At 62.4% G+C, this 24,214-nt stretch carries 21 protein-coding genes; 17 read left to right on the top strand and 4 right to left on the bottom strand.

Annotated elements, in window-relative coordinates:
* The 3 genes from HBO23_RS31870 to yghU are packed head-to-tail and all read left to right on the top strand — an operon-like array spanning nucleotide 1 to nucleotide 3,447.
* Nucleotides 1-1,170, top strand: coding sequence for an efflux RND transporter periplasmic adaptor subunit (locus tag HBO23_RS31870; RefSeq protein WP_170040810.1), 1,170 nt, complete (start codon nucleotides 1-3; stop codon nucleotides 1,168-1,170).
* A complete protein-coding gene (locus HBO23_RS31865; protein WP_170040809.1) occupies nucleotides 1,163-2,608 on the top strand; it encodes an efflux transporter outer membrane subunit in 1,446 nt (481 codons plus the stop codon). The genes HBO23_RS31870 and HBO23_RS31865 overlap by 8 nt, the downstream gene beginning before the upstream one ends.
* A gap of 2 nt (nucleotides 2,609-2,610) precedes the next feature.
* The gene (gene yghU, locus HBO23_RS31860) at nucleotides 2,611-3,447 is read left to right on the top strand and encodes a glutathione-dependent disulfide-bond oxidoreductase (RefSeq protein WP_170040808.1); all 837 of its coding nucleotides are present in this window, start codon (nucleotides 2,611-2,613) and stop codon (nucleotides 3,445-3,447) included.
* A gap of 270 nt (nucleotides 3,448-3,717) precedes the next feature.
* Here the strand turns inward: yghU and HBO23_RS31855 are convergent, their stop codons facing one another.
* A complete protein-coding gene (locus HBO23_RS31855) occupies nucleotides 3,718-4,767 on the bottom strand; it encodes a LacI family DNA-binding transcriptional regulator (protein WP_170040807.1) in 1,050 nt (349 codons plus the stop codon).
* A 161-nt stretch (nucleotides 4,768-4,928) separates the two neighbouring features.
* Between HBO23_RS31855 and HBO23_RS31850 the strand changes: the two genes are divergently transcribed.
* The 5 genes from HBO23_RS31850 to HBO23_RS31830 all read left to right on the top strand — a co-directional run bounded on the left by HBO23_RS31850 (nucleotide 4,929) and on the right by HBO23_RS31830 (nucleotide 9,485).
* On the top strand, nucleotides 4,929-6,014 hold the full coding sequence (locus HBO23_RS31850) for a fatty acid desaturase family protein (RefSeq protein WP_170040806.1): 1,086 nt from the start codon (nucleotides 4,929-4,931) through the stop codon (nucleotides 6,012-6,014).
* A 115-nt stretch (nucleotides 6,015-6,129) separates the two neighbouring features.
* Nucleotides 6,130-6,450 (top strand): MocE family 2Fe-2S type ferredoxin, encoded by a 321-nt coding sequence (locus HBO23_RS31845; RefSeq protein WP_017134582.1) that lies wholly within the window; start codon nucleotides 6,130-6,132, stop codon nucleotides 6,448-6,450.
* Between the two features lie 2 nt (nucleotides 6,451-6,452).
* Entirely contained in the window at nucleotides 6,453-7,652 is a 1,200-nt protein-coding gene (locus HBO23_RS31840; RefSeq protein WP_138449428.1) for an FAD-dependent oxidoreductase, read from the top strand.
* A 1-nt stretch (nucleotide 7,653) separates the two neighbouring features.
* Nucleotides 7,654-8,472, top strand: a complete 819-nt coding sequence (locus HBO23_RS31835) for a sugar phosphate isomerase/epimerase (protein ID WP_170040805.1) — start codon at nucleotides 7,654-7,656, stop codon at nucleotides 8,470-8,472.
* A 50-nt stretch (nucleotides 8,473-8,522) separates the two neighbouring features.
* Nucleotides 8,523-9,485 carry a Dyp-type peroxidase gene (locus tag HBO23_RS31830; RefSeq protein ID WP_169988361.1) on the top strand — a complete coding sequence of 321 codons (963 nt, stop codon included), beginning with the start codon at nucleotides 8,523-8,525 and terminating at the stop codon, nucleotides 9,483-9,485.
* Here HBO23_RS31830 and HBO23_RS31825 read toward each other — a convergent pair.
* Nucleotides 9,482-10,354 (bottom strand): undecaprenyl-diphosphate phosphatase, encoded by an 873-nt coding sequence (locus HBO23_RS31825; protein WP_099549168.1) that lies wholly within the window; start codon nucleotides 10,352-10,354, stop codon nucleotides 9,482-9,484. The two genes, HBO23_RS31830 and HBO23_RS31825, sit on opposite strands and share 4 nt — an antisense overlap.
* A gap of 179 nt (nucleotides 10,355-10,533) precedes the next feature.
* On the opposite strand from HBO23_RS31825, the gene HBO23_RS31820 reads away from it, so the two are divergent.
* The 6 genes from HBO23_RS31820 to HBO23_RS31795 all read left to right on the top strand — a co-directional run bounded on the left by HBO23_RS31820 (nucleotide 10,534) and on the right by HBO23_RS31795 (nucleotide 17,714).
* Complete coding sequence (locus tag HBO23_RS31820) at nucleotides 10,534-11,040, top strand: GNAT family N-acetyltransferase (protein ID WP_170040804.1); 507 nt, start codon at nucleotides 10,534-10,536, stop codon at nucleotides 11,038-11,040.
* 311 nt (nucleotides 11,041-11,351) lie between these two features.
* Nucleotides 11,352-12,884: an ABC transporter substrate-binding protein gene (locus tag HBO23_RS31815; protein WP_262378255.1), complete on the top strand. Its 1,533-nt coding sequence runs from the start codon at nucleotides 11,352-11,354 to the stop codon at nucleotides 12,882-12,884.
* 12 nt (nucleotides 12,885-12,896) lie between these two features.
* Nucleotides 12,897-13,838, top strand: coding sequence for an ABC transporter permease (locus HBO23_RS31810; protein ID WP_099549170.1), 942 nt, complete (start codon nucleotides 12,897-12,899; stop codon nucleotides 13,836-13,838).
* Nucleotides 13,835-14,689 (top strand): ABC transporter permease, encoded by an 855-nt coding sequence (locus tag HBO23_RS31805; protein ID WP_099549171.1) that lies wholly within the window; start codon nucleotides 13,835-13,837, stop codon nucleotides 14,687-14,689. The genes HBO23_RS31810 and HBO23_RS31805 overlap by 4 nt, the downstream gene beginning before the upstream one ends.
* Entirely contained in the window at nucleotides 14,686-16,320 is a 1,635-nt protein-coding gene (locus HBO23_RS31800; protein WP_099549172.1) for an ABC transporter ATP-binding protein, read from the top strand. The genes HBO23_RS31805 and HBO23_RS31800 overlap by 4 nt, the downstream gene beginning before the upstream one ends.
* 110 nt (nucleotides 16,321-16,430) lie before the next feature.
* Nucleotides 16,431-17,714, top strand: a complete 1,284-nt coding sequence (locus HBO23_RS31795; RefSeq protein WP_170040802.1) for an OprD family porin — start codon at nucleotides 16,431-16,433, stop codon at nucleotides 17,712-17,714.
* Nucleotides 17,715-17,881: 167 nt separating this feature from the next.
* On the opposite strand, the gene HBO23_RS31790 is transcribed toward HBO23_RS31795, so the two are convergent.
* Entirely contained in the window at nucleotides 17,882-18,760 is an 879-nt protein-coding gene (locus HBO23_RS31790; protein WP_099549174.1) for a GntR family transcriptional regulator, read from the bottom strand.
* A gap of 138 nt (nucleotides 18,761-18,898) precedes the next feature.
* Here HBO23_RS31790 and HBO23_RS31785 point away from each other — a divergent pair, with 138 nt between their 5' ends.
* From HBO23_RS31785 to HBO23_RS31775, 3 genes are read left to right on the top strand one after another with little or no spacing between them, the layout of a single operon-like run.
* Nucleotides 18,899-20,404 (top strand): serine hydrolase, encoded by a 1,506-nt coding sequence (locus HBO23_RS31785; RefSeq protein ID WP_170040801.1) that lies wholly within the window; start codon nucleotides 18,899-18,901, stop codon nucleotides 20,402-20,404.
* 12 nt (nucleotides 20,405-20,416) lie between these two features.
* Entirely contained in the window at nucleotides 20,417-21,712 is a 1,296-nt protein-coding gene (locus HBO23_RS31780; RefSeq protein ID WP_170040800.1) for an aminotransferase class III-fold pyridoxal phosphate-dependent enzyme, read from the top strand.
* The gene (locus HBO23_RS31775; RefSeq protein ID WP_170040799.1) at nucleotides 21,709-23,130 is read left to right on the top strand and encodes an aldehyde dehydrogenase family protein; all 1,422 of its coding nucleotides are present in this window, start codon (nucleotides 21,709-21,711) and stop codon (nucleotides 23,128-23,130) included. The genes HBO23_RS31780 and HBO23_RS31775 overlap by 4 nt, the downstream gene beginning before the upstream one ends.
* On the opposite strand, the gene HBO23_RS31770 is transcribed toward HBO23_RS31775, so the two are convergent.
* A complete protein-coding gene (locus HBO23_RS31770; RefSeq protein WP_170040798.1) occupies nucleotides 23,117-24,055 on the bottom strand; it encodes a GlxA family transcriptional regulator in 939 nt (312 codons plus the stop codon). The two genes, HBO23_RS31775 and HBO23_RS31770, sit on opposite strands and share 14 nt — an antisense overlap.
* Nucleotides 24,056-24,214 lie beyond the last annotated feature (159 nt).

Raw genomic sequence — 24,214 nt, 5'->3', positions numbered from 1 at the left:
ATGTCCGTTTCTATTGCTGAAAAAAAGCCGTCCCGTGGCCTGCTGTGGCTGATCGTGGGCGGGGTGACGGTGGTGGTCATCGTCGGTGTCGGCCTGAGCGTGCGTGCCAGTGAGTCCCGTGACCTCAAGACCTGGACCGACGCGCAGGCACTGCCCAGCGTCAACCTGGTCAAGCCGGTGGTGCAAGCGCAAGGCCGGGTACTCAACTTGCCGGGGCGCATGGAGGCTTATTCGCGCGCGTCGATCTTTGCCCGGGTCAATGGCTACCTGAAATCCTGGAATGTCGACATCGGCACGCGCGTCAAAGCCGGCCAGGTATTGGCCGAAATCGACACCCCGGAACTCGACCAGCAACTGCTGCAAGCCCGCGCCACTTTGGCCTCGGCCCAGGCCGATGAACACCTGGCCGACACCACCGCTAAGCGCTGGCAAGCGATGCTCGCGACCGACTCGGTGTCGCGCCAGGACGTCGACGAGCGCACCGGCGACCTGACCGCCAAGCAGGCCAAAGTGACGGCGGCCAAAGCTAATGTCGAACAGTTGGTGGCGACCAAGGGCTTCCAGCATCTGGTCGCGCCGTTTGCCGGTGTGGTCACCGCGCGCAGTACCGACGTGGGCGCGTTGATCAGCGCCGGGGGCACCGCCGGCAAAGAGCTGTTTGCGGTGGCCGATGTCAGCCGCCTGCGCGTGTATGTGCAGGTGCCGCAGACCTTCTCGCCACAGATTCGCGAAGGCACCACGGCGCGCCTGAGCGTGCCGGAGTATCGCGGCGAAACCTTCACCGGCAAGGTGATCGCCACCGCCGATGCGGTCAACGCCGCGTCCGGCAGCACCTTGGTGCAACTGCTGGTGGACAACCCCGGCGGCCGCCTGCTGCCCGGTGGCTACACCAGCGTGCAGTTTGATTTGCCGGTTCAGGCCGACGTGCTGCGCGTACCGTCCAGTGCCCTGGTGTTCGATGACAAGGGTATGCGCGTCGCCACCCTCGACAGCCAGGACCATGTGCACTTCAAGACCGTCACCATCGCCCGTGACTTTGGCGACAGCGTGGAGATCGCCAGCGGCCTGCAAGCGGCTGACCGCGTGATCGATACGCCGCCGGATGGCCTGGCCGATGATGATTCGGTGCAATTGGCTGCTGCTTCCGTCGAGGCCAAACCCCATGGCTAAGCGCAACTTGCTGGGCCTGCTCGCCACCTTGAGCCTGGGAGCCTGCTCGTTGGCGCCGCCGCTTGAAGTGCCGCAAACACCTGTCGCCGCGCAGTTTCACACCCAAGGCCCATGGACCGTCGGCGCGCCCGACGACCAGGCCAACCGAGACGGCTGGTGGCGTATCTACAACGACCCGCAGCTGGATGCGATGCAGCAGCAGTTGCTGAAAAACAACCCGGACCTGAGCGCGGCATTCGCGCATTACCAGCAATCCCAGGGGTTCCTGGCCCAGGACCGTTCGGGGCTGTTCCCCAAGCTCTCGGCCATCGGCAGCGGCCAGCGTATTCGCCAGTCGGACACCAAACCGCTGCGCTCGGCCACCTCGCCGGACGTCTATAACTCCGCGACATTGGGCCTGGAGGTGGATTATGAAGTCGACCTGTGGGGCCGCGTGCGCGACACGGTTGCGGCCGGCATCAGTGACTCGGAGGCGGCCAGGGCCGACCTGGCGTCGGTACGCCTGAGCCTGCAAGCGCAATTGGCTGACAGTTACATCCGCCTGCGCGGTATCGACTGGCAGAACCAACTGCTGGAACAGACCCGCGACGCCTACACCAAAGCCCTTAGCCTGACCGAAGGCTTGCACGGCGGCGGGATCGTGTCCGGGCTGGACGTGGCGCGGGCGCGCACGCAGCTGTCGACGGTCAAGTCGCAATTGAACCAGAGCCTGGTGCAACGGGCGGTGTTGGAGCATTCGATTGCGGCGATGCTGGGGGAGTCCGCCTCAACCTATACCGTCGCCGTGAATGTGGCGCCGATTGCCTTGCCCAACGTGCCCACGGGCGTGCCGTCGAGCCTGCTGCAACGCCGCCCGGATATTGCCGCTGCCGAGCGTCGCATCGCGTCGGCCAATGCGCGGATCGGAGTGGCCAAGGCCGCGTGGTTCCCGCAGATCACCTTGAGCGCCCAGGGCGGTTATCAGAGTGATGAGTTTGCGCGTTTGCTCAGCGCACCCAACCTGTTCTGGGCCATCGGCCCGTCGCTGGTCGGCACAATCTTTGATGGCGGCGCGCGCCAGGCCCAGGTGGATATTGCCAAGGCCGCCACTGACGAAGCCGCGGCCAAATACCGTGGCGTAGTGCTGGGTGCTTTCGAGCAAGTGGAAGACAACCTGTTGCAGATTACGGGCCTGGGCAGCGCCCTGGATGACCAGCGTGACGCTGCCGCTGCCGCACAATACGCCGAAGACCTGTCGACCTCGCGTTATCGCCAGGGCGCCGTGGCTTATCTGGATGTGGTCACCGCCCAAGTGGCTGCGCTGGAAGCCAAGCGCAGTGTGCTGCAACTGCAAACCCAGCAATTAAGCGCTAATGTGGGCCTGATCAAGGCGCTGGGCGGCGGATGGAACGTGGCCCAACTGGCTGCATCGAACAGTACTCAAATCAAGGAGAAGTGAGCATGACCGACTACCTACCCCCGAAGGTGTGGACCTGGGACACCGAAAGTGGCGGCACTTTCGCCAGCATCAACCGGCCCATTGCCGGTGCGACCCATGAGAAAGAGTTGCCGGTCGGCAAACACCCGTTGCAGCTGTATTCCCTGGCCACGCCGAATGGGCAGAAGGTCACCATCCTGCTCGAAGAGCTGCTGGCCCTGGGGCACAGCGGCGCGGAATATGACGCGTGGCTGATCAAGATCGGCGATGGCGACCAGTTCGGCAGCGGCTTTGTGGCAGTCAACCCCAACTCCAAGATCCCGGCGTTGATGGACCACAGTGGTGACACGCCGATTCGCGTATTCGAGTCGGGTGCGATCCTGCAATACCTGGCCGAGAAATTCGGCGCGTTCTTCCCCACCGAGCCTGCTGCGCGGGCTGAGTGTTTGTCGTGGCTGTTCTGGCAGATGGGCAGCGCGCCGTACCTGGGCGGCGGCTTCGGGCATTTTTACGCCTATGCGCCGAGCAAGATGGAATACCCGATCAATCGCTTCGCCATGGAAACCAAGCGTCAACTGGACGTGCTCGACCAGCGCCTGGCGGTGAGTGAGTACATTGCCGGCGATGAGTACACCATTGCCGATATTGCGATCTGGCCGTGGTATGGCGGCTTGGTCAAAGGCCGTTTGTACGGCGCGTCAGCGGAGTTTTTGTCGGTGCACGAGTACAAGCACGTGCTGCGCTGGGCCGAGGCGATTGAAGCACGTCCGGCGGTACAGCGTGGGCGGCGGGTGAATCGGGTGTCCGGCGAGCCTGCGGAGCAACTGGCTGAGCGGCACGACGCCACCGATCTGGACTGAAACGCTGTCAAATTGTGGGAGCTGGCTTGCCTGCGATGACGGAGTGTCAGTCGATAAATTTGCAACTGACCCACCGCTATCGCGGGCAAGCCCGCTCCCACATTTAGACCTCCATATTCTTCCAAACTATTTGTAGCGCTGCTCGAACTGCACCCACACGTTGCGCTGGCCGAGGCGGTTGAAATACACCGATTTTGGACTGAAACTCGATCAAACTGTGGGAGCTGGCTTGCCTGCGATTGCGGTGGGCCAGTTTTTGATCGTTGTGTATCAGTTGGACAGGTTCTCCGAGGTCACGATCTGCGGTGGGATATGCACTCTGTGCCGCAGTGGATCGAAGGCCTCGGCGGCCTGCAACTCCACCAGTAATTCGATCAGCGCGGTCGCCGTCTGCCGAGGCTGCGAGTCCATCACCACATCAATCAAACCCCGGCTCAGCGCCTCACGCGACAACGCGGTGGACTCCTGCAAAATGCAGCACAGCGCCGGCCGTTTGGGCAGCTGCGCCAGGGCATTGATCACGCCGTCGCCGCCGCCGCCCACCACGCACAGGCCGCGCAGGTCGGTGTGGCGGGTGAGCAGGTCGAGGGTGGCTTCTTCAGTGATGTCGCTGTTGTCCAGGTTGATCAGCGGTTCCAGCGGCTTGAGCCCCGGCGCATGCTCGGCCAGGTAACTGTGCAAGCCTTCAACCCGCGCCTGGTGGCCGAGAAAACGATGGCCGCCCAACAGGATGCCGACGCTGCCTTTGCGTGCGCCGCAGGTGCGCGCCAGCAGCCAGCCCATGGTGCGCCCGACCACGTGGTTATCCTGGCCCACATACGGCTCCAAGGCTTGTTCCTGGATATCCGAGAGCAGCGCAACCACCGGCACGCCGGCTTCGCGAACCTGCGCCAGTGTGGCGTTGATCAACGGGTGGGCGAAGCTGACGACGGCGAGCGCGTCGCATTGCACCGCCAGTTGCTCGATTTGCGTAGCGATGGCACTGGGCGTGCGGTCGAGAATGTAGTCGAACTGGCAGGTCAGGTTGGCTGTAGCGTGCTGCTGCGCGGCCGTGCTGATCGACTGCGCCAGGTTGGCGTAAAACGCTTGGGTGGTGCCCAGCAGCAGGATGCCGAAACGGTAGGTGGGGCGCCGCTCACGAATGCGTTGGCCTATCAGCCGTGCAGCAAAATAACCCACGGCTTCGGCGGCCTGGAACACCTGTTCGGCGGTCTGCGGATTCACCGGCGCTCGGGCGTTGAGTACGCGGTCGACGGTGGCCACACTCAAGCCCGCCTGGGCGGCAACGGTGGCGATGGTCGGGCGTTTATTATTATTCATGACAGGCCTCTCAAGCGTCTTGATAGAAAACTATCAAGCCTCGCTGGGCCTGGATGATAGCTTGATAGGGAATGGATTCAAGGCCTTGAGGCGGATTTATCCGCGCTCTATGGTTGGTTCGCAAAGCACCAGTTACCCACCGCTTGCGGAGAACAATAACAATGCCTGAACACACGCCTCACCGTGCCCGGCGCGACTACAGCCTCACCGGACCTGAAGCTGCCCGCGCCGCAGAAAAGGGCCTGGTCTCGGCCAGTTGGTATCAATCGCCGATCTCGCGTAAACGCATGAAAGAACTGATGCAGCGCCGCGACGGCCCGGCGTTGCTCGATACGGCCCTGTGGGTGTCGGCGCTGCTGGTCACGGGGTTTGGCGGCTACTGGTTCTGGGGCTCGTGGGCCTGCGTGCCATTCTTTATGGCTTACGGCGTGCTCTACGGCACCGCGTCCAACCCGCGTTGGCATGAGACCGGCCACGGCACCGCTTTCAAGACCCGCTGGATGAATGTTGGGCTGTACCAGGTGGCGAGTTTCATGTGCATTTTCGAGCCGCATGTATGGCGCTGGAGCCATGCGCGGCACCACACCGACACGATCGTGGTCGGGCGTGACCCGGAGATCGTCGAGCCGCGCCCGCCGAGCCTGTTGATGATGGGCCTGAGCCTGTTCAACCTGCCGCTGGCCTGGAAAACCTTCAGCGGCGTGGCGCGCCATGCGATCGGCAAGATGAGCGCCCAGGAACAGGACTTTATCCCCGAGTCCGAATGGCCCAAGGTGTTCCGTGCAGCGCGGATCTGGGTCGGTATTTATGCGCTGGTGATCGGCACCGCGTTGTACCTGCACAGCTGGCTGCCATTGATGCTGGTCGGCCTGCCGAGCCTGTATGGCGCCTGGCTCGGCTACCTGTTCGGCCTCACCCAGCATGTGGGCCTGGCGGAAGATGTGCTGGACCACCGCAGCAACTGCCGCACCATCTACATGAATCGCGTGCTGCGCTTTATCTACATGGACATGAACTACCACCTCGAACACCACATGTACCCGATGGTGCCGTACCACGCGTTGGCGCAACTGCACGAAGAGATCCGCAGCGACTGCCCGCCGCCATACGCGAATATTCTTGAGGCGTACAAGGAAATCCTACCGACGATCTGGAAGCAGCGCAGCGACCCGAGCTATTTCGTGCAGCGCCCCACTCACAGTGGCGAGCGAGCTTGCTCGCGCTGGGCTGCGCAGCAGCCCCAATAAAAACCACCGCATTCTTTCAGACAATACTCGACTGCCGACCTTGGGGCCGCTTCGCAGCCCGGCGCGAGCAAGCTCGCTCGCCACAAGGAAGGCCATGCATAGAGAGAACAACACCATGAACGATCAATGGATCGACGTCTGCGCCGTGGGCGAAATTGACGAAGAAGACGTGCTGCGCTTCGACCATGGGCCGCACACCTACGCGGTGTACCGCTCGGCCGAGAATGAGTTTTTTGCCACTGCCGGCCTGTGCACCCACGAGAAAATCCACCTGGCCGACGGCCTGGTGATGGACCACGTGATCGAGTGCCCCAAACACAACGGGCGCTTCGATTACCGCTCCGGCAAGGCCCTCGGCGCGCCGGTGTGCGTCAACCTCAAAACCTACCCGGTGCGGGTCGAAGCGGGGCGGGTTCTGCTCGCCGTGACGGCGTGAGCATGAACGCACCCCTGATTATTGTCGGCGCCGGCCATGCCGGTGGCCGTGCGGCGCTGACCTTGCGCGAAGAAGGCTACACCGGGCGCCTGATCCTGATCGGCGATGAACCGCACTTGCCCTACGAGCGCCCGCCGTTATCCAAGGGCTTGCTGCAAGGCAGTACGGACCTGGCGGGTTGCAGCCTGTGCGACAGCCAGCGCATGGCCGCGCTGGGCATCGAACATATCGCCGGCAACCCGGTTACGCGCCTGGAGCCGCACCAGCACCGGCTGCAACTGGCTGACGGCCAATGGCTGGACTTTGCCGGTTTGCTGCTGGCCACTGGCGGCCGGGCGCGACGCTGGCCTGTGGAGCAGGCGAGCGTGCTTTACCTGCGCACCCATGATGAGGCGCTGGCCCTGCGCGACGCCTTGCGCCCCGGCACGCGGCTGGTGGTGGTCGGCGGTGGTTTTATCGGCCTGGAAGTGGCGGCGACCGCGCGCGGCCTGGGCTGCCAGGTCACGGTGCTTGAAGCAGGCCCACGCTTGGCGGGCCGGGTGTTGCCGCCGGTGATCAGCGAAGCGCTGCTGGATTTGCACCGCCAGCAAGGCGTTGAGGTGCGCTTGAATGTGGCACTCGAATCCATCGACGCCGACGCGGTGCAACTGGTCGATGGGCAGCGCTTGCCGTGTGATCGGGTGGTGGTCGGCATTGGCATGCAACCCAATCTCGAACTGGCTGCAGCAGCGGGGCTGGAAGTAGGGCAGGGCATTCGCGTCGATGCGCAACTGCGCACCAGTGCGCCGAACATTTATGCGGCGGGCGATGTGTGTGAGTTTCGCCTGGGAGGCCTGTATCAACGCCAGGAAACCTGGCGCAATGCCGAAGCCCAAGGTCGCCATGCTGCGCTGAATATGTTGGGGCGTGAGTTGCCGTTCGAGGCCATGCCGGGTTTTTGGTCCGACCAGTACGACTGGGGCTTGCAGACCGTTGGCGTGATGACCCCGCTGACGGTCAGCCGCGCACTGCCGGGCGGTGGTTTGCTGTTGTTCCACCTGGATACCGACGGGCATTTGCAAGGCGCTTGCGGCTGGGCGCTCGGCAATGGCGTGGCCAAGGACATCAAGCTGTGCGAACGCTTGATCAGCGCGCGCATTGCACTCAATACGGCCGACCTGGCCAACCCGGACGTTTCCCTTAAACACGTGCTGCGAGGCTGATATGCACCAATTGCTGGTGTTCCAATCCCTCTGGGCCATGCAGACCGAACCGGGGCCGCTGGAAGCCCGGCTCGATCGCATCGCCGCCGCCGGCTTCGACGGCATCACCGATCATTACTGGAAACCCGCCGAGGTCGCGCGCCTGCACGCTGCCGCCAGCGCCAGGGGCTTGCAGATCGAAGGCCAACTGTTCCCGCAATCGGTGGATGACCTGGCCGCCGTGCTGGATGTGATCAGCCGCTACGGCTGCCACCACCTCACCCTGCAGGCCGATGTGCGCCCGCGCACGCTGGCCGAGGCGGCCCGCCTGGTCGAAGGCTGGCAGCGCCTGGCCGAACAGGTGGACTTTCCGATCCTGCTGGAAACCCATCGCTACCGCCTTACCAACGACCTGCTGTTCACCCTCGACCTGCTCGCACAGATGCCCGACCTGAAACTGCTTGCCGACCTGTCCCATTACGTCGTCGGCCGGGAGTTACCGGAACCGGGTGCGTTCGAGGACGACGAGCAGATACGCACGATATTGCGCCACAGCTGGGGCTTTCACGGGCGGGTGGCCAGCAGTGAACAGGTGCAGGTCTCAATGGACTTCCCCCAACACCAGGCCTGGGTCGAGCGCTTTACCGGCTGGTGGCGCTACGGGATCGAAGACTGGCTGGCCCGGCCCGATGCGCCCAATAGCCTGTCGTTCACCTGTGAGCTGGGCCCGCCGCCCTATGCAATCACGGATGCAAACGGCGGTGAAATCAGCGACCGCTGGGCCGAGGCGCTGAAGCTGAAGACCCTGATTCGCCAGGTGTGGGAGAGCTGCCATCGATGATCTGCTAATCTGCGCGGGTTAAAACCGCCCTTAGCCTGTGGACTTTCATCATGAAGACTTGCCCTGTTCAGCCACCTCTTGAGCCGCAGTCCGTCTGCCATCCCATCACCAGCAGCGCGATCTTCATGGTGGCAACCGTCGCTCCCGGCAGTGAAGACCAGGTGCGCGCCTGGTGCGGCGATATCGCCGGGCTGGTGCGTTCGGTGGGCAAGCGCGTGCCGGCGGGCAACCTGACCTGCGTCTGCGGGTTTGGCTCGGATGCCTGGAGCCGGCTGTTCGGCGGGCCACGCCCGGCGGCCTTGCACCCGTTTCGCGAGTTCGGCGTGCCAGGGCGCATGGCGCCGTCGACGCCCGGCGATATCCTGCTGCATATCCGCGCCGAGCAGATGGACCTGTGCTTCGAATTGGCCACGCAGTTGATGGTGGCCCTGGGCGACAGCGTCAAGGTGGTGGATGAGGTCCAGGGTTTCCGTTACTTCGATATGCGCAGCATCATCGGTTTTGTCGACGGCACCGAGAACCCGGTGGGGCGCAAGGCCGTCGGCTTTACCATCGTCGGCGATGAAGACGCGGAATTTGAAGGCGGCAGCTACGTGCTGGTGCAGAAGTACCTGCACAACATGAGCGCCTGGAACGAGCTGACGGTGGAAGCGCAGGAGAAAGTGATCGGGCGTACCAAACTGGCCGACATCGAGCTGGATGAAGAGACCAAACCGAGCAACTCCCACAGCGCCCTGACCGTGATCACCGACGAAAACGGCGAAGAAGTAAAAATCCTGCGCGACAACATGCCCTTTGGCCGCCCAGGCGCCGGCGAGTTCGGCACCTACTTTATCGGCTACGCGCGCTCGCCGCAGCCCTTGGAGTTGATGCTGGAAAACATGTTCGTCGGCCGCCCGGTCGGCAACTACGACCGCTTGCTGGACTTCAGTACCGCCGTGACCGGCGGCCTGTTTTTTGTGCCTTCGGCCGATTTGCTTGAAGAGCTGGCCGACCGTCAACCGGGGGCTTAACTGAGCAACCCGGTGCTGACCGCCACAATCAAGAAGACTCCCAGCAGCGCGCGATAAATCACAAACGGCCAGGTGGAGAACCGCTCCAGGAACTTCATCAGGCCCCAGATCGCGAAGAACGCCGAGATACTTGCCACCACCAGGCCGAAGAGCAAATGCGGCCAGGCGTGGGCGGGCATGTCGGCGTGCAGCAGCACCCACAGCTCTTTCAAACCGGCCAGCGCGATGGCGGGCAGGCCCAGCAGGAATGAAAAGCGCGCGGCTTCTTCACGCTTGAAGTTGAGGAACAGCGCAGCGGTCAGCGTCGAACCCGAGCGCGATACGCCGGGGATCAATGCGCCGATCTGCGCAACCCCGACAATCAGTGCATCGCGCAGGCGCATCTGGCCCATGTCCCGGGTGTGGCGTGCACGCACTTCGGCCACTGCCAGCAGTACCGCCATCACCACACAGGAAATCCCGATCACCATCAGGCCGCGCAACGGCGAGTTGCAGCTGTTGAGGGTCGAGGACAAGGCCAGGCCGGCAATGCCGATGGGGATGGTCGCCAGCACAATCGCCACCGCCAGCTTGAACCACGGGTCGTTGTAGTCGCCCCGGCGTACCGCACCGATGCTGCCCGTGGTGACCTGGCGCACATCGCGCCAGAAATAACTGACCACCGCCGCCAGCGCCGCCAACTGCATCGCCGCCGAAAACGCCGAGCCGGGGTCTTGCCAGCCGAGCAGGGCGGGCACCACACGCATGTGGGCGGTGGACGACACCGGCAGCAGCTCGGTAATGCCCTGGATCACACCCAGGATGAAAATCTGCAGGTAATCCAGGGAGGCAAAGCCCACATCCAGGCCGGCGGAACAGACGTTGGTCAAAATAGAGGTCCTTGAGGAAAAGGTCGAAGCTGACGAAGTTTATTCTAAATGTTTCAGGAATTTCGGTTGGACGGGGCAAATCCGCAATCGGTTCAGCAAACAGAAAGGTTATGCAATGTATTGGCCTGCGCGCGTGTTTTGTGAACAATGGCGCCCTGCGTTTTGTCACCGAGAGCCCCATGCCTGAAACCACCGTTGAACTGATCCAGACTGGCCCCGAAGAGTCCGAGTTGATCCGCAACCTTTACCAGTATTACGCCTATGAGTCCTCGGACTGGGAACAGGAAGATGTCGAGGCGGATGGTCGCTTCTACATCCACGATGAGCACCTGACCCGCTACTGGCAAGACCCGCAATGGAGCGCCAACCTGCTGCTGGTGGACGGTTATATCGCCGGCTTCCTGCTGATTGAAGGCAGCGAACTGCCAGGCATCGACGCCCTGGAACTGGCCGACCTGTTCATTCTCAAGCGCTACCGCCGCAAAGGCATTGGCCGTGCCATCGCCACCCAGGTGTTGAGCAGCGGCCAGGCCGATTGGCTGGTGCGTTTCTATGACCAGGATGAAGTGTCCCAGGCGTTCTGGCGTGCGGTGCTGGATGATTTGCCGCGCCCGGTGCAGACCCTGGAGCTGGAGGATGACCCGCAGTTGGTGAGTTACCTGATTACGCGAGCGGTCCTGCATTAAGCGAGCGCCTGCGGGCGCACGCTGGTTTACACCCACAGAGGCTTCGGCCTCTTTTTTATTGCGCTGAAAAACCATCATCGGTTGAAGAATAGAAGGTTTTAATGTTTTTAAGTACTTAAAAAAACATTTACAAGCCGACTCCATGCTGTGAGTATGTCCGGGCGAATTTAAAAAAACAAAAACATCCGCGGCACTGATCCCGTTCAGGCCATAACAACAACGACCTCAAACAGGCTTGAAGCCGGCTCCTGCCCCAGGCCGCTTCTGTGCGAAGGAGAACATCTCCCTTGAATCGCTTACTTAATGGCACGCTGTGCGTCACCCTCGTACTCGGCGCCGGCTTTGCGCAGGCCCAGACCACCTTGCGCGTCGGCTTGAACGCCGACATCCGCAGCACCGAGCCGGGCGTCAACCGTGACGAAAATACCGACACCGTGATGCTGCACATCGTTGAGGGCCTGGTAGCCCACCGCGAAGACGCCTCGGTTGGCCCGTTGCTGGCCCGCGAGGTGCAACGCGCCGACGACGGCTTGACCTACACCTTCAAATTACGCGAAGGCGTGCACTTCCAGAACGGTGCGACATTAACTGCCGATGATGTGAAGTGGACCTGGGAGCGCTACCTCAACCCCAAGACCCAGTGGCGTTGCCTGGCCGAATTCGACGGGCGTGGCGGGGCGAAAATCACCGCCATCGACACGCCGGACCCGCTCACCGTCGTGTTCCATCTCGACCAGCCCAGCGGCCTGTTCCTGGCTTCGATGGCGCGCCCCGATTGCGCCGGCAGCGGCATCCTGCACCCCGATTCGCTGGCCGCCGATGGCAGTTGGAAAGCCCCTGTCGGCACCGGCCCGTTCAGCCTCACCGAATGGAAACGCGGGCAATACGTGGTGCTGTCGCGCTTTCACGACTACAGCCTTCGTGACGACGCTGCACCGGACGGCTTTACCGGCAAGAAGCAGGCCCTGGTGGATGAAGTGCGCTTTATGGTGATCCCCGACCCGTCGTCGGCCAAGGCGGCATTGATGTCCAACAACATTGACCTGCTGCCCAATGTCAGCGCCAGCGATGCGCAGGAGTTGAAAACCACACCGGGTGTGCAGATTTCATTCAGCCCGATCATGGCCATCTGTGGCTTGTTGTTCCAGACCAACGATCCGCTGCTCAAAGATGTGCGCATCCGCCAGGCCATCGCCCATTCTCTGGATTACGGGCAAATGGTCAATGCGCTGTCCAACGGCACCTCCGAGCCGAACAACTCGGCCATCGCACAAACCAGCCCCTTCTACAGTGCCACCGCCAAGCAGGGCTACCGCTACGACCCGCAGCTGGCCCAGCGCCTGTTGAAAGAGGCCGGCTACCACGGCCAGCCGATCAAGATGATCGTCAATAAACGCTATTCGCAGATGTTCGACATGGGCCTGCTCAGCCAGGCAATGGCGGTGGCCAGTGGCTTGAACATCCAGATGGAAACCCTGGAGTGGGGCACCCAACTGGAGCGCTACCAGAGTGGCAATTACCAGATGATGGCGTTCTCTTACTCCTCGCGCCTGGACCCCGCTACCAGCTTCGATTCGCTGATGGGTGACAAGAGCAAGGAACCGCGCAAGGTCTGGGATAACCCCCAGGCCCAGGCGGTACTGCGTGAGGCGGTGCGCGAGAGCGACACGGCCAAGCGCCAGGCGCTGTTCGACCAGTTGCACTCGATGATGATCCACGACACGCCCATGGTGATCATCTACAACGGCACAGTAGCCGCGGCGCTGCGCGACAGCGTCAAGGGCTTCCATTCCTGGCCGGTGTCATCGCCAAGGCTGTGGGGCGTCAGCCTCGCGGCCCACTAACGAGGCCTGAGCATGTTGCGTTTTATTTTGCAAAAACTCGCGATGGCGATTCCGACACTGCTGCTGATCTCGGTGATGGTGTTCGCACTGATTCGCCTGATCCCGGGCGACCCGGCGCTGTTGATGCTCGGTGATATGGCCGACCCGCAAAGCCTGGCCGATATGCGCCACACCCTGGGCCTGGATCAATCGCTGGTCATGCAGTTCCTGATCTGGTTCAAGGCCGTAATGAGCTTCGACCTGGGTGTATCCATCAGCACCAAGCAGGCGGTATTGCCGCTGATCCTGGACCGCTTCAGCGTCAGCGCCACCATCGTGCTGGTGGCGGTGTTGTTTGCCACGTTGATCGCCGTGCCGATTGGCTTGATCGCGGCCTGGAAACAAAACAGCGCGCTCGACCTTGGGTTGGTGTCCGTCGCCACCTTGTTGCTGTCGATTCCCAGTTTCTGGCTTGGCCTGTTGCTGCTGCATGCCTTTGGTATTCAACTGGGCTGGTTGCCGGTGGTGGGCTACGTGAGTTTTGCCCAGGCGCCGTGGCAAGCGATCAGCTACATGGTGCTGCCGGTGGTGACGCTGACCCTGGTTGAAGTGGGCGCGATTACCCGCATGGCGCGTGCCAGCACCATCGAAGTGCTGCGCCTGGAGTACATCGCCCACGCCCGCGCCAAAGGCCTGTCGGAACGTGCGGTGCTGTGGAAACACGCGTTGCCCAATGCGTTTGCGCCGACCTGGACGCTGGTCGGGCTGATCCTCGGCAACCTGCTGGGTGGAATCGCTGTGCTGGAAACGGTGTTCACCCTGCCTGGCATCGGCCGCTTGATGGTCGATGCGATTTTTGCCCGCGACTATCCGGTGCTGCAAGGCTGCCTGTTGTTGATCACCTTTATCTATGTGCTGGTCAACCTGTGTGTGGATCTGCTCTATCCGCTGTTCGACCCAAGGGTGAAGTTATGAGTTCGACTATTGCCGTGCCCGTAGCGGCCAAGCGCCGACGTGGGTGGGCGCCGGCCAATGCCGTGATCGGCGGCGGGCTGCTGGTGGCGTTGATCGCGCTGGCGTTGATGGGGTTGGTGTGGTCGCCGTTCGATCCGCTGAAGATCGACTTGATCGCGCGTTTCCAAGCACCATCAGCGGCCCATTGGTTGGGCACCGATGAGTTTGGTCGCGACGTGTTCAGCCGCTTGCTGATCGGTGCCCGCACCAGCCTGTGGGTGAGTTTGCTCACGGTGACGGTGGCGGTACTGGCCGGCACCGTGATCGGCATGCTCGCCGGTTACTTGCGCGGTTGGACCGACCGCGTGTTGATGATGTTCAACGATGCGCTGCTGGCGTTTCCCGGCATCCTCATGGCGCTGGGCATCATGGCGATTATCGGTGCCAGCAAATACGGCATCGTGTTGGCCCTGGGCATTGCCTACACGCCCTCGGTGGTGCGGGTCGTGCGCGGCACGGTGTTATCCCTGCGTGAGCTGGAGTACATCGAAGCCTCGCGGGTCATCGGCAACTCCGAGCTGTACACCATGCTGCGGCACATCGCCCCCAACTGCCTCGCGCCACTGTGTGTGCTGGCCACCAGCATGTTCGGTTGGGCGCTGCTTTCGGAAAGCGCCCTGAGCTTCCTCGGCCTCGGCGTACCGCCACCGGCTGCCACCTGGGGCAACATGCTTGCCAGCAGTCGGCCGTATATCGCCTCGGCACCTTGGCTGGGTGTGTTTCCGGGGCTGTTTATCTGCCTGACGCTGTTGGCGATCAACTTGTTTGGCGACGCACTGCGTGACCGTCTCGACCCCCGGATGAGGAAATGAACATGCCCGCCAATTGTGTTTTGTTGAGTGTGCAAAACCTGAAGATCCGCGTCGGGGAACACGGCCCGCTGGCCGTCGATGACCTGAGTTTCTGTATCGCGCCGGGCGAGATTGTGGCGTTGGTGGGCGAGTCGGGCAGCGGCAAGACCATGGCCGCTCGCGCTGCCATCGGCTTGCTGCCGTTGCCGATGCAAGTGTGTGGCGGGCGCCTGGATTTCCAGGGCCGCGACCTGGTCAAGGCCGGCACTGAAGAATTGCGCGCGATTCGTGGTGCGAGCATCGGCATGGTGTTCCAGGAACCGATGGTGTCGCTCAACCCGGCGTTAAAAATCGGCCAACAGATGAGTGAGGCGCTCAGGCTGCACACTGACCTCGACCCGCCGCAGATCCGCGAGCGCTGCCTGGCCATGCTGCGTCGCATCGGGATCAAGGCGGCTGAACGTTGCCTGGAGTCCTACCCGCATCAGTTCTCCGGCGGCATGCGCCAGCGCATCATGCTCGCCTCGGTCATGCTGTTGCGCCCGGCGCTGTTGATCGCCGACGAACCCACCACTGCCCTCGACTGCCTGGCGCAGTTGGACGTGATCGAGTTGATGCTGGAGCTGACTCGCGAACAGGGCACGGCCATTCTGTTTATCAGCCATGACCTGTCACTCGTGGCCCGCTATGCGCACAAAGTGGTAGTGATGCGTCACGGCCAGGCGGTGGAGCAGGGCAGTACCCAAGACATCCTGCTGGCGCCCAAGGCCGAGTACACCCGCCAACTGCTTGAAGCCTTGCCACGGCGTGGCGAGCTGCCAGCATTGCCGGCGAGCAGTACGCCGTTGGTGGAGATTGACCAGGTGTGCATCGAGCACCCTGGGCCGACTTCGTTCTGGGGCAAGCGCCAGTACCAGCGCGTGGTGCATTCGGCCAGCCTGGCGATTGCACCTGGCGAAACCCTGGCACTGGTGGGCGGCAGTGGCTCGGGCAAAACCACCCTGGGTCGATCGCTGGTCGGGTTGATCAAACCTTGTGCCGGGTCGATCCGCTTCAAGGGCGTGGATATCCTCAAGGCCGCCAACCGTACTCACCGGCTGCAGTGCCAGATGATTTTCCAGGACCCGTATTCATCACTGAACCCACGGATGAAAATCGGCCAGATCCTTGCTGAACCCCTGCGCCACGAGCCCGGTTTGAATGCCGCCGAGCGGCGTGAGCGCGTCACGCAAACCCTTAAGGATGTCGGCCTTGGTGAGGAGTATGTCGAACGCTTTCCCCACCAACTGTCCGGTGGCCAACGCCAGCGTGTCGCTATTGGCCGCGCACTGGTGCGCCGCCCGCAATTGGTGGTCGCCGATGAGCCGATTTCGGCCCTGGACATGACCATTCAGAAACAGATCCTCGAACTGTTCGAGCGCTTGCAGGCGCAGTACGGTTTTGCCTGCCTGTTCATTTCCCATGACCTGGCGGCCGTGGAGCGCATCGCCCATCGCGTGGCGGTGATGCACCAGGGCGAGGTCGTGGAAGTGGGGGCACGCGAGCAGATCTTCGATTGCGCGCAGCACCCCTACACCCGCCAGTTACTGGCGGCCGCCAGCCCACTGGAGAAACTGCCGGGCGGCGGCTACCGAATACGACCGGCAATTTAACCCCCTGATTTCATCCGGCGCGCGGGCCTTCATGCCTGCGCGAGGGTGAACGTCGTGCCCAGAAAAACAATAAGACCTACTCACCGAAATGACTGCCAGGAGCCAACAACATGCCTAACAACACGCTCAACCTGATCTTCAAGCGTGCCGGTCTTATGAGCGGGGGCCTGCTGTGCGCCCCGGTCCAGGCGGACTTTATCAAGGACAGCAATGCAGATCTGGACTTGAAAAACTACTACTTCAATCGTGACTACCGCGAAGACGCCGGGCAATCCAAACGCGAGGAGTGGGCGCAGGGTTTTATCCTCAACCTCAAGTCGGGCTTTACCGAAGGCACCGTGGGGTTGGGTGTTGACGTGGTGGGCATGCTCGGCTTGAAACTCGATTCCAGCCCGGACCGCTCGGGCTCCGGTTTATTGTCGCGCGATAACGATGCTGCGCCGGGTAAACCGAGTTACTCCAGGCGTGCGCATGACGAGTACTCCAAATACGGCGTGACCGGCAAGGTGCGTGTTGCCCAGAGCGAGTTGCGCAGCGGCTACCTGCTGCCGGACTTGCCCACATTGCAACCCAATACCAGCCGATTGTTCCCGCAGACGTTCCGGGGCACGCAGGTGACCTCCACCGATATCGCCGGGCTGGCGCTGATTGGCGGGCAGATTGACCAGACCAAACAGCGTGAGTCCACCGAGTACGAGGATATGGGGCTGACCAGTCAGAGCGGGGCTTACAAAAGCACCGCCAGAAGTGATCGTTTTCGATTTGCCGGCGGCGATTACAGGCTCACGCCGGGCATGACCCTGAGTTATCACTTTGCGCAGCTGGAAGATATTTATCAGCAGCACTTTATTGGGCTGAAAAACAGCGTTGCGCTGGGCGGCGGCCTGCTCAAGACGGATATCCGATATTTCGATGCGGACATCTCAGGTGCCGGTTCGGCGGGCAACGTGGATAACCGCGCGCTGAGTACGCGGGCGATGTTCAGCTACAAGGGGCATAGCATGGGTGGCGGGTATCAGGAGCAGTACGGCACAACGCCGTTTACCTATGTGGACGGCACCAATACCTATCTGTTTTCCGAGTATCAGCTGAGTAACTTCTCGCAAACCAATGAACGGGTCTGGCATGCGCGGTATGACTTTGATTTTGCGGCGCTGGGGGTTGCGGGACTGACATTCTCTACGCGCTGGGCCAAGGGTGACCGGGCGCAGGTGAAGGGGTTTGCGGGGGAAGGGCGGGAGTGGGAGCGGGATATTGATGTGGGGTATGTATTCCAGTCGGGGGCGCTGAAAGGCGTTTCATTGCGCTGGCGCAATGGGTTGAGCAAGGCCAATTACCTGCGTGACATGAATGAAAACCGGGTGATCGTCGGTTACACCGTGGCGCTTTGGTGATGCACGTGTTTGCCCTGAAGACGCTGTCTCTGTGTGGTAGCTGGCTGGCCTGCGATGGCGGGCTTGCTCGCCAGAGCCATGTGTCAGGCGCTGGAAGACTTGGGTCGGGGTACATAGCCCCAGGTGGGCGTAACCGCTGCAGCGGATATGCCCCCAATCCACACGCCTCAGCTCTTGTTTCGCGCCACCCGCAACTTGCTCGCCACATCCAGATGCCGATGCAACAACGTCGACGCCCACTCATTATCGCCTTGCTCCAACGCATCCAGAATCGCCAGATGCTCCTGGCACGACACCCGGACCCGCTCCACATTGTTCACCGTGTGAAACTCGGTCAACCGTCGCAACCGGTTCTGCTGCTGGATCGCCTGCAAGATATAGCCATTACCGGAAGCCGCCGCCAGCAGCTCATGAAACTCCGCGTTGCACTCGATAAAACGCTGCCCATCAACCGTGCCCTCCAACAACTCCATCTGCCGCTCCCGGCAGCGGCGAAACTGCTCAGGGTTGATAGTGAACGTCGGCTCCAACAGCCCCGCCGGCTCCAGCAACATGCGGAAGCGGTAGCTCTCAAAGCGCGTCTTCGGGCTGTTCAGCGTTGGCAAAAACTGCCAGCCATGCCCGTGCTTGCGCTGCATCACACCCTCATCAGACAAGCGCAGCAAACACCGGCGCAGCACGCTTTTGCCGACACCGTAGCGGCGCAGCAAATCACTTTCGGAAATCTGGTCGGGCAGCACCTGGTTCAAACGGTCATCGATCAAGCGGGTGTACAGCTGATCTTCTTCGTTATGCAACGCACTGACCTGTTGCGCCAAGCCATCGCCGGCTTCCAGTGGCACACGAAAGCCCTGCTGCGCCAGCGGCTCGATGGCTTTCTGTGTGGCCAGGTACGACAGCGCGCTGCGGATCGGCGAGCGCGACACGCCCAGGCGCTGGGCCAGTTCCACTTCTTTGAGGTGCATCCCGGGTTGCAGGTCGCCGCTGGCGATGGCGGCCAGGATCTGTCCGGCGACTTTGGTCTGCAGCGAGGTGAGTTGGGGCATGGCGTGAAGTCGATCCTGTGACAAGGGAGGCAAGAATACCCGGAAAACTGAATTATAGGCGGCTCAAATACATGAAGGCCGTCGTGAGTAAAACCTTATCTGCATTATTTGAAATATAAAAACATCAAAGAGGACATCATGACCTACATTCCGTTGCCCAGGGCCTTGCCCCATGAACGCGGTGTCGACCCCGCCGGCATTGCCGATTTCATCCAGGCCGTGTCCCTGGCGGGTCTTGAACTGCACAGTTTCATGCTCTATCGCCAAGGTGCGGTGGTGGTCGAGGCGTTTTGGCAACCCTACTCGGCGCACCGCATGCATGTGCAGCATTCGGCAACTAAAAGTTGGACCGCCACCGCGATCGGCCTGTTGGTGGACGACGGTCGCCTGCGGCTTGACGCTAAGGTCGTCAGTTTCTTCCCCGAGTTGTGCCCGCAGCCCATCAGCGCCAACCTCGCGGCCATGACCGTGGAGGATTTACTGACCATGCGCACCGGCCATGCACGCGGGATTTCCGGCGGGGACTGGCGCAACCTGCAAAGCAGTTGGGTCGAGGCCTTTCTCAACGAGCCGGTGGACGAGCCGCCGGGCCAGGCGTTTATCTACAGCAGTGCTTCCAGCTTTATGCTTTCGGCGATTGTCACCCAGGTGACCGGGCAGACGATGCATGCCCTGCTGCAGGCGCGTGTCCTTGATTACCTGGGGCTCGACAAGCTTGCGTGGGACCTGGCGCCGGGGGGCTTCAACGCCGGCGGCAATGGCTTGAGTTGCACCAGCGAAGACGCGTTGAAATTCGGCGTGTTGCACCTCAACCACGGCCAGTGGCAGGGCCGCCAGCTGTTGTCGCCACAGTGGGTGGCACAGGCCACGCGCAACCAGGTACAGGACGTATGGATGGGCGAGTTCGACGGCAAGCAGTACCTGCCACGGGACAAAAACAAGGGCAACGAAGCCCAGCGCGAAGGCTATGGCTACCAATGGTGGATGACCGAGCACGGCGGCTATTACGCCTCGGGGGTGTTCGGCCAGCAGTGCATGGTGCTGCCGGAGCAGGACACGGTGATTGTCTTCACCTGCGGCCTGCGCCTGGGCGAGAAACGCTTGCACCAGGCGCTGTGGCAGCATCTGTTCCCGGCGCTGGGGCGCACTGCTGCGGATGCTCAAACCAGCCAAATGCACTTGGACGCGCTGATCGAGGGCCTGCGCCTGCCCGGGCTGCCAGGCCTGCATGCCTCGCCCGCCAGCGCCGCCATGCAAGGTCGGTTCGCCATCGAACCCAATGAGGACGGTGTGCGCGAGTTGGCCTTTGATTTCCAGGGAGAGCACTGCGATTTCACCCTGGTTGACCACCGCGGCACCCACCACATACGTGCCGGCTTGCGGCAACCGATCGAAACCACCACCAGCATGACCGGCAACTATCTGCATCACCAGTATCAACCCGAGCAAACGCAGGTGGTTGCCCAGGCGCGGTGGATGCCCGAGGGCGAGTTGCACATGGATTGGCGCTTTGTTGAAACCGCATTCGGTGACCACGTGCGCTGCCGCCTGCTGGAGGGTCGCTTGTATTGCGACCGAGGTGTGAACACCAACGCCGGTGCCTTGCAACGGCCAACCCTTTTCGGCGTACGCACACAGTCTTAAGGAGTGCACGCAATGACCTCTTCCCTATGGGCGCCCTTTACCGCGATGCGCGCCTTCAACCGTCAGCCGATGTTGTTTGATCGCGCTGCCGGCATGCATTACACCACCACCGAGGGGCGCGAGATGCTCGACGCCATGGCCGGGCTCTGGTGCGTCAACGCCGGTCACGGCCAGCCGCGTATCGTCGAGGCGATTCGGGAAGCGGCGGGGCGCCTGGACTTTGTGTCCTCATTCAAGATGAGCCACCCTGCGGCGCTGACCCTGGCTGATCGTCTTGTGGCAACCGCCCCTACGGGCCTGGATAAAGTGTTTTTTACCAACTCCGGTTCCGAAGCGGTGGATACTGCGTTAAAGATCGCTCGCGCCTACCATCAGGCGCGCGGCGACTGCCGCCGCACCAAGCTGATCGGCCGCGCCAAGGGCTATCATGGCATGGGGTTTGGCGGTTTGTCGGTGTCGGGGATTGGCCGCCAGAAGCGCGACTTCGGCCCGTTGCTGGGTGATGTGGCGCATTTGCCGCTGCCCTATGACGCGGGCTTACGTTTCAGCCCGGGTCAGCCGCAGCAGGGCGCGCACTATGCCGATGCCTTGTTGCAGTTGCTGGAGATCCACGACCCGGCAACCGTGGCGGCCGTGATTGTCGAGCCGGTCACCGGTTCAGGCGGCGTGTACGCACCGCCCCTGGGCTACCTGCAAAGATTGCGCGAGATCTGTGATCGTCATGGCGTGCTGCTGATTTTTGATGAAGTGATTACCGGTTTCGGCCGCCTCGGTCATGGGTTCGCCGCCCAGGCTTTCGGTGTTACGCCAGACCTGATGACCCTGGCCAAAGGCCTCACCAACGGTGCGGTGCCCATGGGCGGCGTGCTGGTCAGCGGCGCGGTGTACGAGGCTTTTATGCAAGGCCCGGAGCAGGCCATCGAGTTGATGCATGGGTACACCTATTCAGCGCATCCACTGGCGTGCGCAGCGGGTTTGGCGACCCTGCAGGTGCACGAGGAACTGGCTATCAACACCCATGTTCAGCAGCTTGCCCCGCTGTGGCAAGCCCGCGCGCTGGCGCTGCGTGAACAACCGTGGGTGCAGGATGTGCGTGCAACAGGTTTGCTCTGTGCGGTCGAACTTAAGCCGCGCGAGGGTGCGCCGGGTGCGCGGGCCGGGGAAGTCGCCCAGCGCTGTTACGAGGCGGGCGTGCTGGTGCGCGCGTCCGGGGACAATATCCTGCTGTCGCCGCCGTTGATCATCAGCGAGGAGCAGGTCGCGCTGGTTTTCCATACCTTGGGCGCTGCGCTGGAGGCGACGCGATGAATCACCGGGACTTTTACATCGACGGCCAATGGGTCAAGCCATTGGGGGCCGAAACCCTGGCGGTGCTCAACCCGGCCACCGAGTGCGTCATCACCCGCATCAGCCTGGGCACTGTCGCCGATCTGGACCTGGCGGTGGCTGCCGCTCGGCGCGCTTTTGACTGCTACAGCCAATGGTCACGCGAGCAACGCCTGGAGCTGTTGGCGGCGATCATCGACGGCTATCGCCAACACAGCGAAGCCCTCGCGCAGTGCGTGCACCAGGAGATGGGCGCGCCATTGTCGCTGGCGCGCAGCGCACACGTGCCGGCAGGCCTGGGCCATCTGCAACGGGCCTATGAACTGCTGAAAGACTACGCATTCGAGCGCCTCCACGGCAGCACTCTGATCAGCCGTGAGCCGATTGGCGTGTGCGGGCTCATCACGCCGTGGAACTGGCCACTGAATCAGCTGACCTGCAAGCTCGCCCCAGCCCTGGCAGCGGGCTGCACCCTGGTGCTCAAACCCAGCGAAAAGGCGCCCCTGTCGGCCCTGTTGCTGGCCGACATCCTGCATCGCGCCGGGGTGCCCAAGGGCGTGTTCAACCTGGTCAATGGTGATGGGCCGACCCTCGGCGAGGGGATTGCCCGCCATGCTGATATCGACATGGTTTCCTTTACCGGCTCGACCGGCGCAGGGGTTGCGGTGGCCAAGGCGGCCGCGCAAACGGTCAAGCGGGTCTGCCAGGAACTGGGCGGCAAGTCGGCCAACCTGATCCTCGCGGATGCGGACTTCGATGCAGCGGTGCGCCACGGCGTCAGCAGTTGCTTTCGCAACAGCGGGCAGTCATGCAACGCACCGACGCGCCTGCTGGTTCCACGGGCCATGCAGGCCGGTGCGGTACAGATTGCCCGAGAGGTGGCGGCGCAAGTGTGTTTTGACGACAGCAACCCGGCCACGGCCATCGGGCCGCTGGCCAATCAGGCGCAGTTCGAACGCGTGCAGAGGGTGTTGGGGGCAGTCGCCCAGGCGCCGGTATGCGGTGGCGTGGGGCGGCCCGAAGCGCTGACGACGGGTTTTTATACGCGGCCCACGGTGTTCGCCGACGTCGACCCGCAGTCGCCGATTGCCCGTGAAGAAGTGTTCGGGCCGGTGTTGGTGATCATCCCGTACGACAGCGAAGCGCAGGCGATCGCAATTGCCAACGACAGCCCCTACGGTCTCTCCGGTTACGTCAGCGCCGGCACCCTGGAACGCGCGCGTTTCGTGGCTCGGCAACTGCGCACGGGCATGGTCCACCTCAACGGTAGCAAGGCTGACAATGGCGCGCCATTTGGCGGGTACAAGCAGTCGGGCAATGGTCGCGAGTGGGGCGTGTTTGGCTTGGAGGATTACCTGGAGGTGAAGTCGATGTTCGGTTATGCGCCTAACCCGGATTGAACAACACCTGTTGCATGGCCTGGGGCGGTTGCCCGAAGGCACGCAGAAACGCCTGGCGCATGCGTTCGCGATCACCAAAGCCGGTTTCGCGGGCCACCACTTCGACCGGGTGACGGCTGGTTTCCATCAGCGCCCGGGCCGCTTCCACGCGCAGTGATTCGATGGCCTTGGCCGGCGTTTGCCCGGTTTCTTCGCGAAACACCCGACTGAACTGGCGCGGGCTCAGGCGGGCAACCTCGGCCAGGGCTTCGACCGACAGGTCGTGGGTCAGGTTTTCGCGGGCATAGGCCAGGGCCAGCTGCACGCGGTCGGATTTGGGGTCCAGTTCCAGCAGGGCTGACAATTGCGACTGCTCACTGCCGCGGCGTTGGGCGATCACCAGTTTGCGGGCGATGCGCCGGGCCAGGTCGCTGCCCAGGTCAGCCTCGACCATGGCCAGTGCCAGGTCGACGCCGGCACTCATGCCGGCGCCGGTCCAGATCTGGCCGTCGACCACGAACAGTTTGTCTTCCTCAAGCTGGATGTGCGGGTAGCGCTTGCGAAAGGCGGGCGCGTGGATCCAGTGGGTGGTGGTGCGCTTGCCCTCGAGCAAGCCGGCTTCGGCCAACACGAAGATGCCCATGCACAATGAGGCCACACGCCGTGATTGGGCGGAGGCGGCCTTGACCAGCTCGAGCAGGTTGGCTTCCGGCAAGCGAAATTCCAGATAGCCGCTGACGATCAGCGTGTCATAACCCTGCGCGCGGATCGGCGTGGTGTTCACCGAAAAGCCTTGGGAGGTCATCACGGCACCGCCGCTTTCGGACACCAGGTGAAACTCATAGGCCGGTTCGCCGCGCAGCAGGTTCGCGCATTCAAATACCGAGCCCAGGCTGAGGCTCAGGGATTGAAAGTTCGGGTAAACCATCAGCGCAACGCTGTGCATCATTGTTCTCCAAAAAACGCGGGCCAAGGGCTCGGGAGGGGTGATTGTCGGCGCGTGCCAGGTAAACGGCAACCGGCTTTGTGGCATGTCCGGAATCCTTGCGCATCTGACATTGTTGAAGGTTTGCGTGGCGCCTAACATCCCCTCAACGAACTAGAC

Origin of the sequence: Pseudomonas sp. WS 5532, assembly GCF_012985445.1 — a bacterium.
Lineage (GTDB): Bacteria > Pseudomonadota > Gammaproteobacteria > Pseudomonadales > Pseudomonadaceae > Aquipseudomonas > Aquipseudomonas edaphica.
This window is presented reverse-complemented; position numbering and strand designations above follow the sequence as displayed.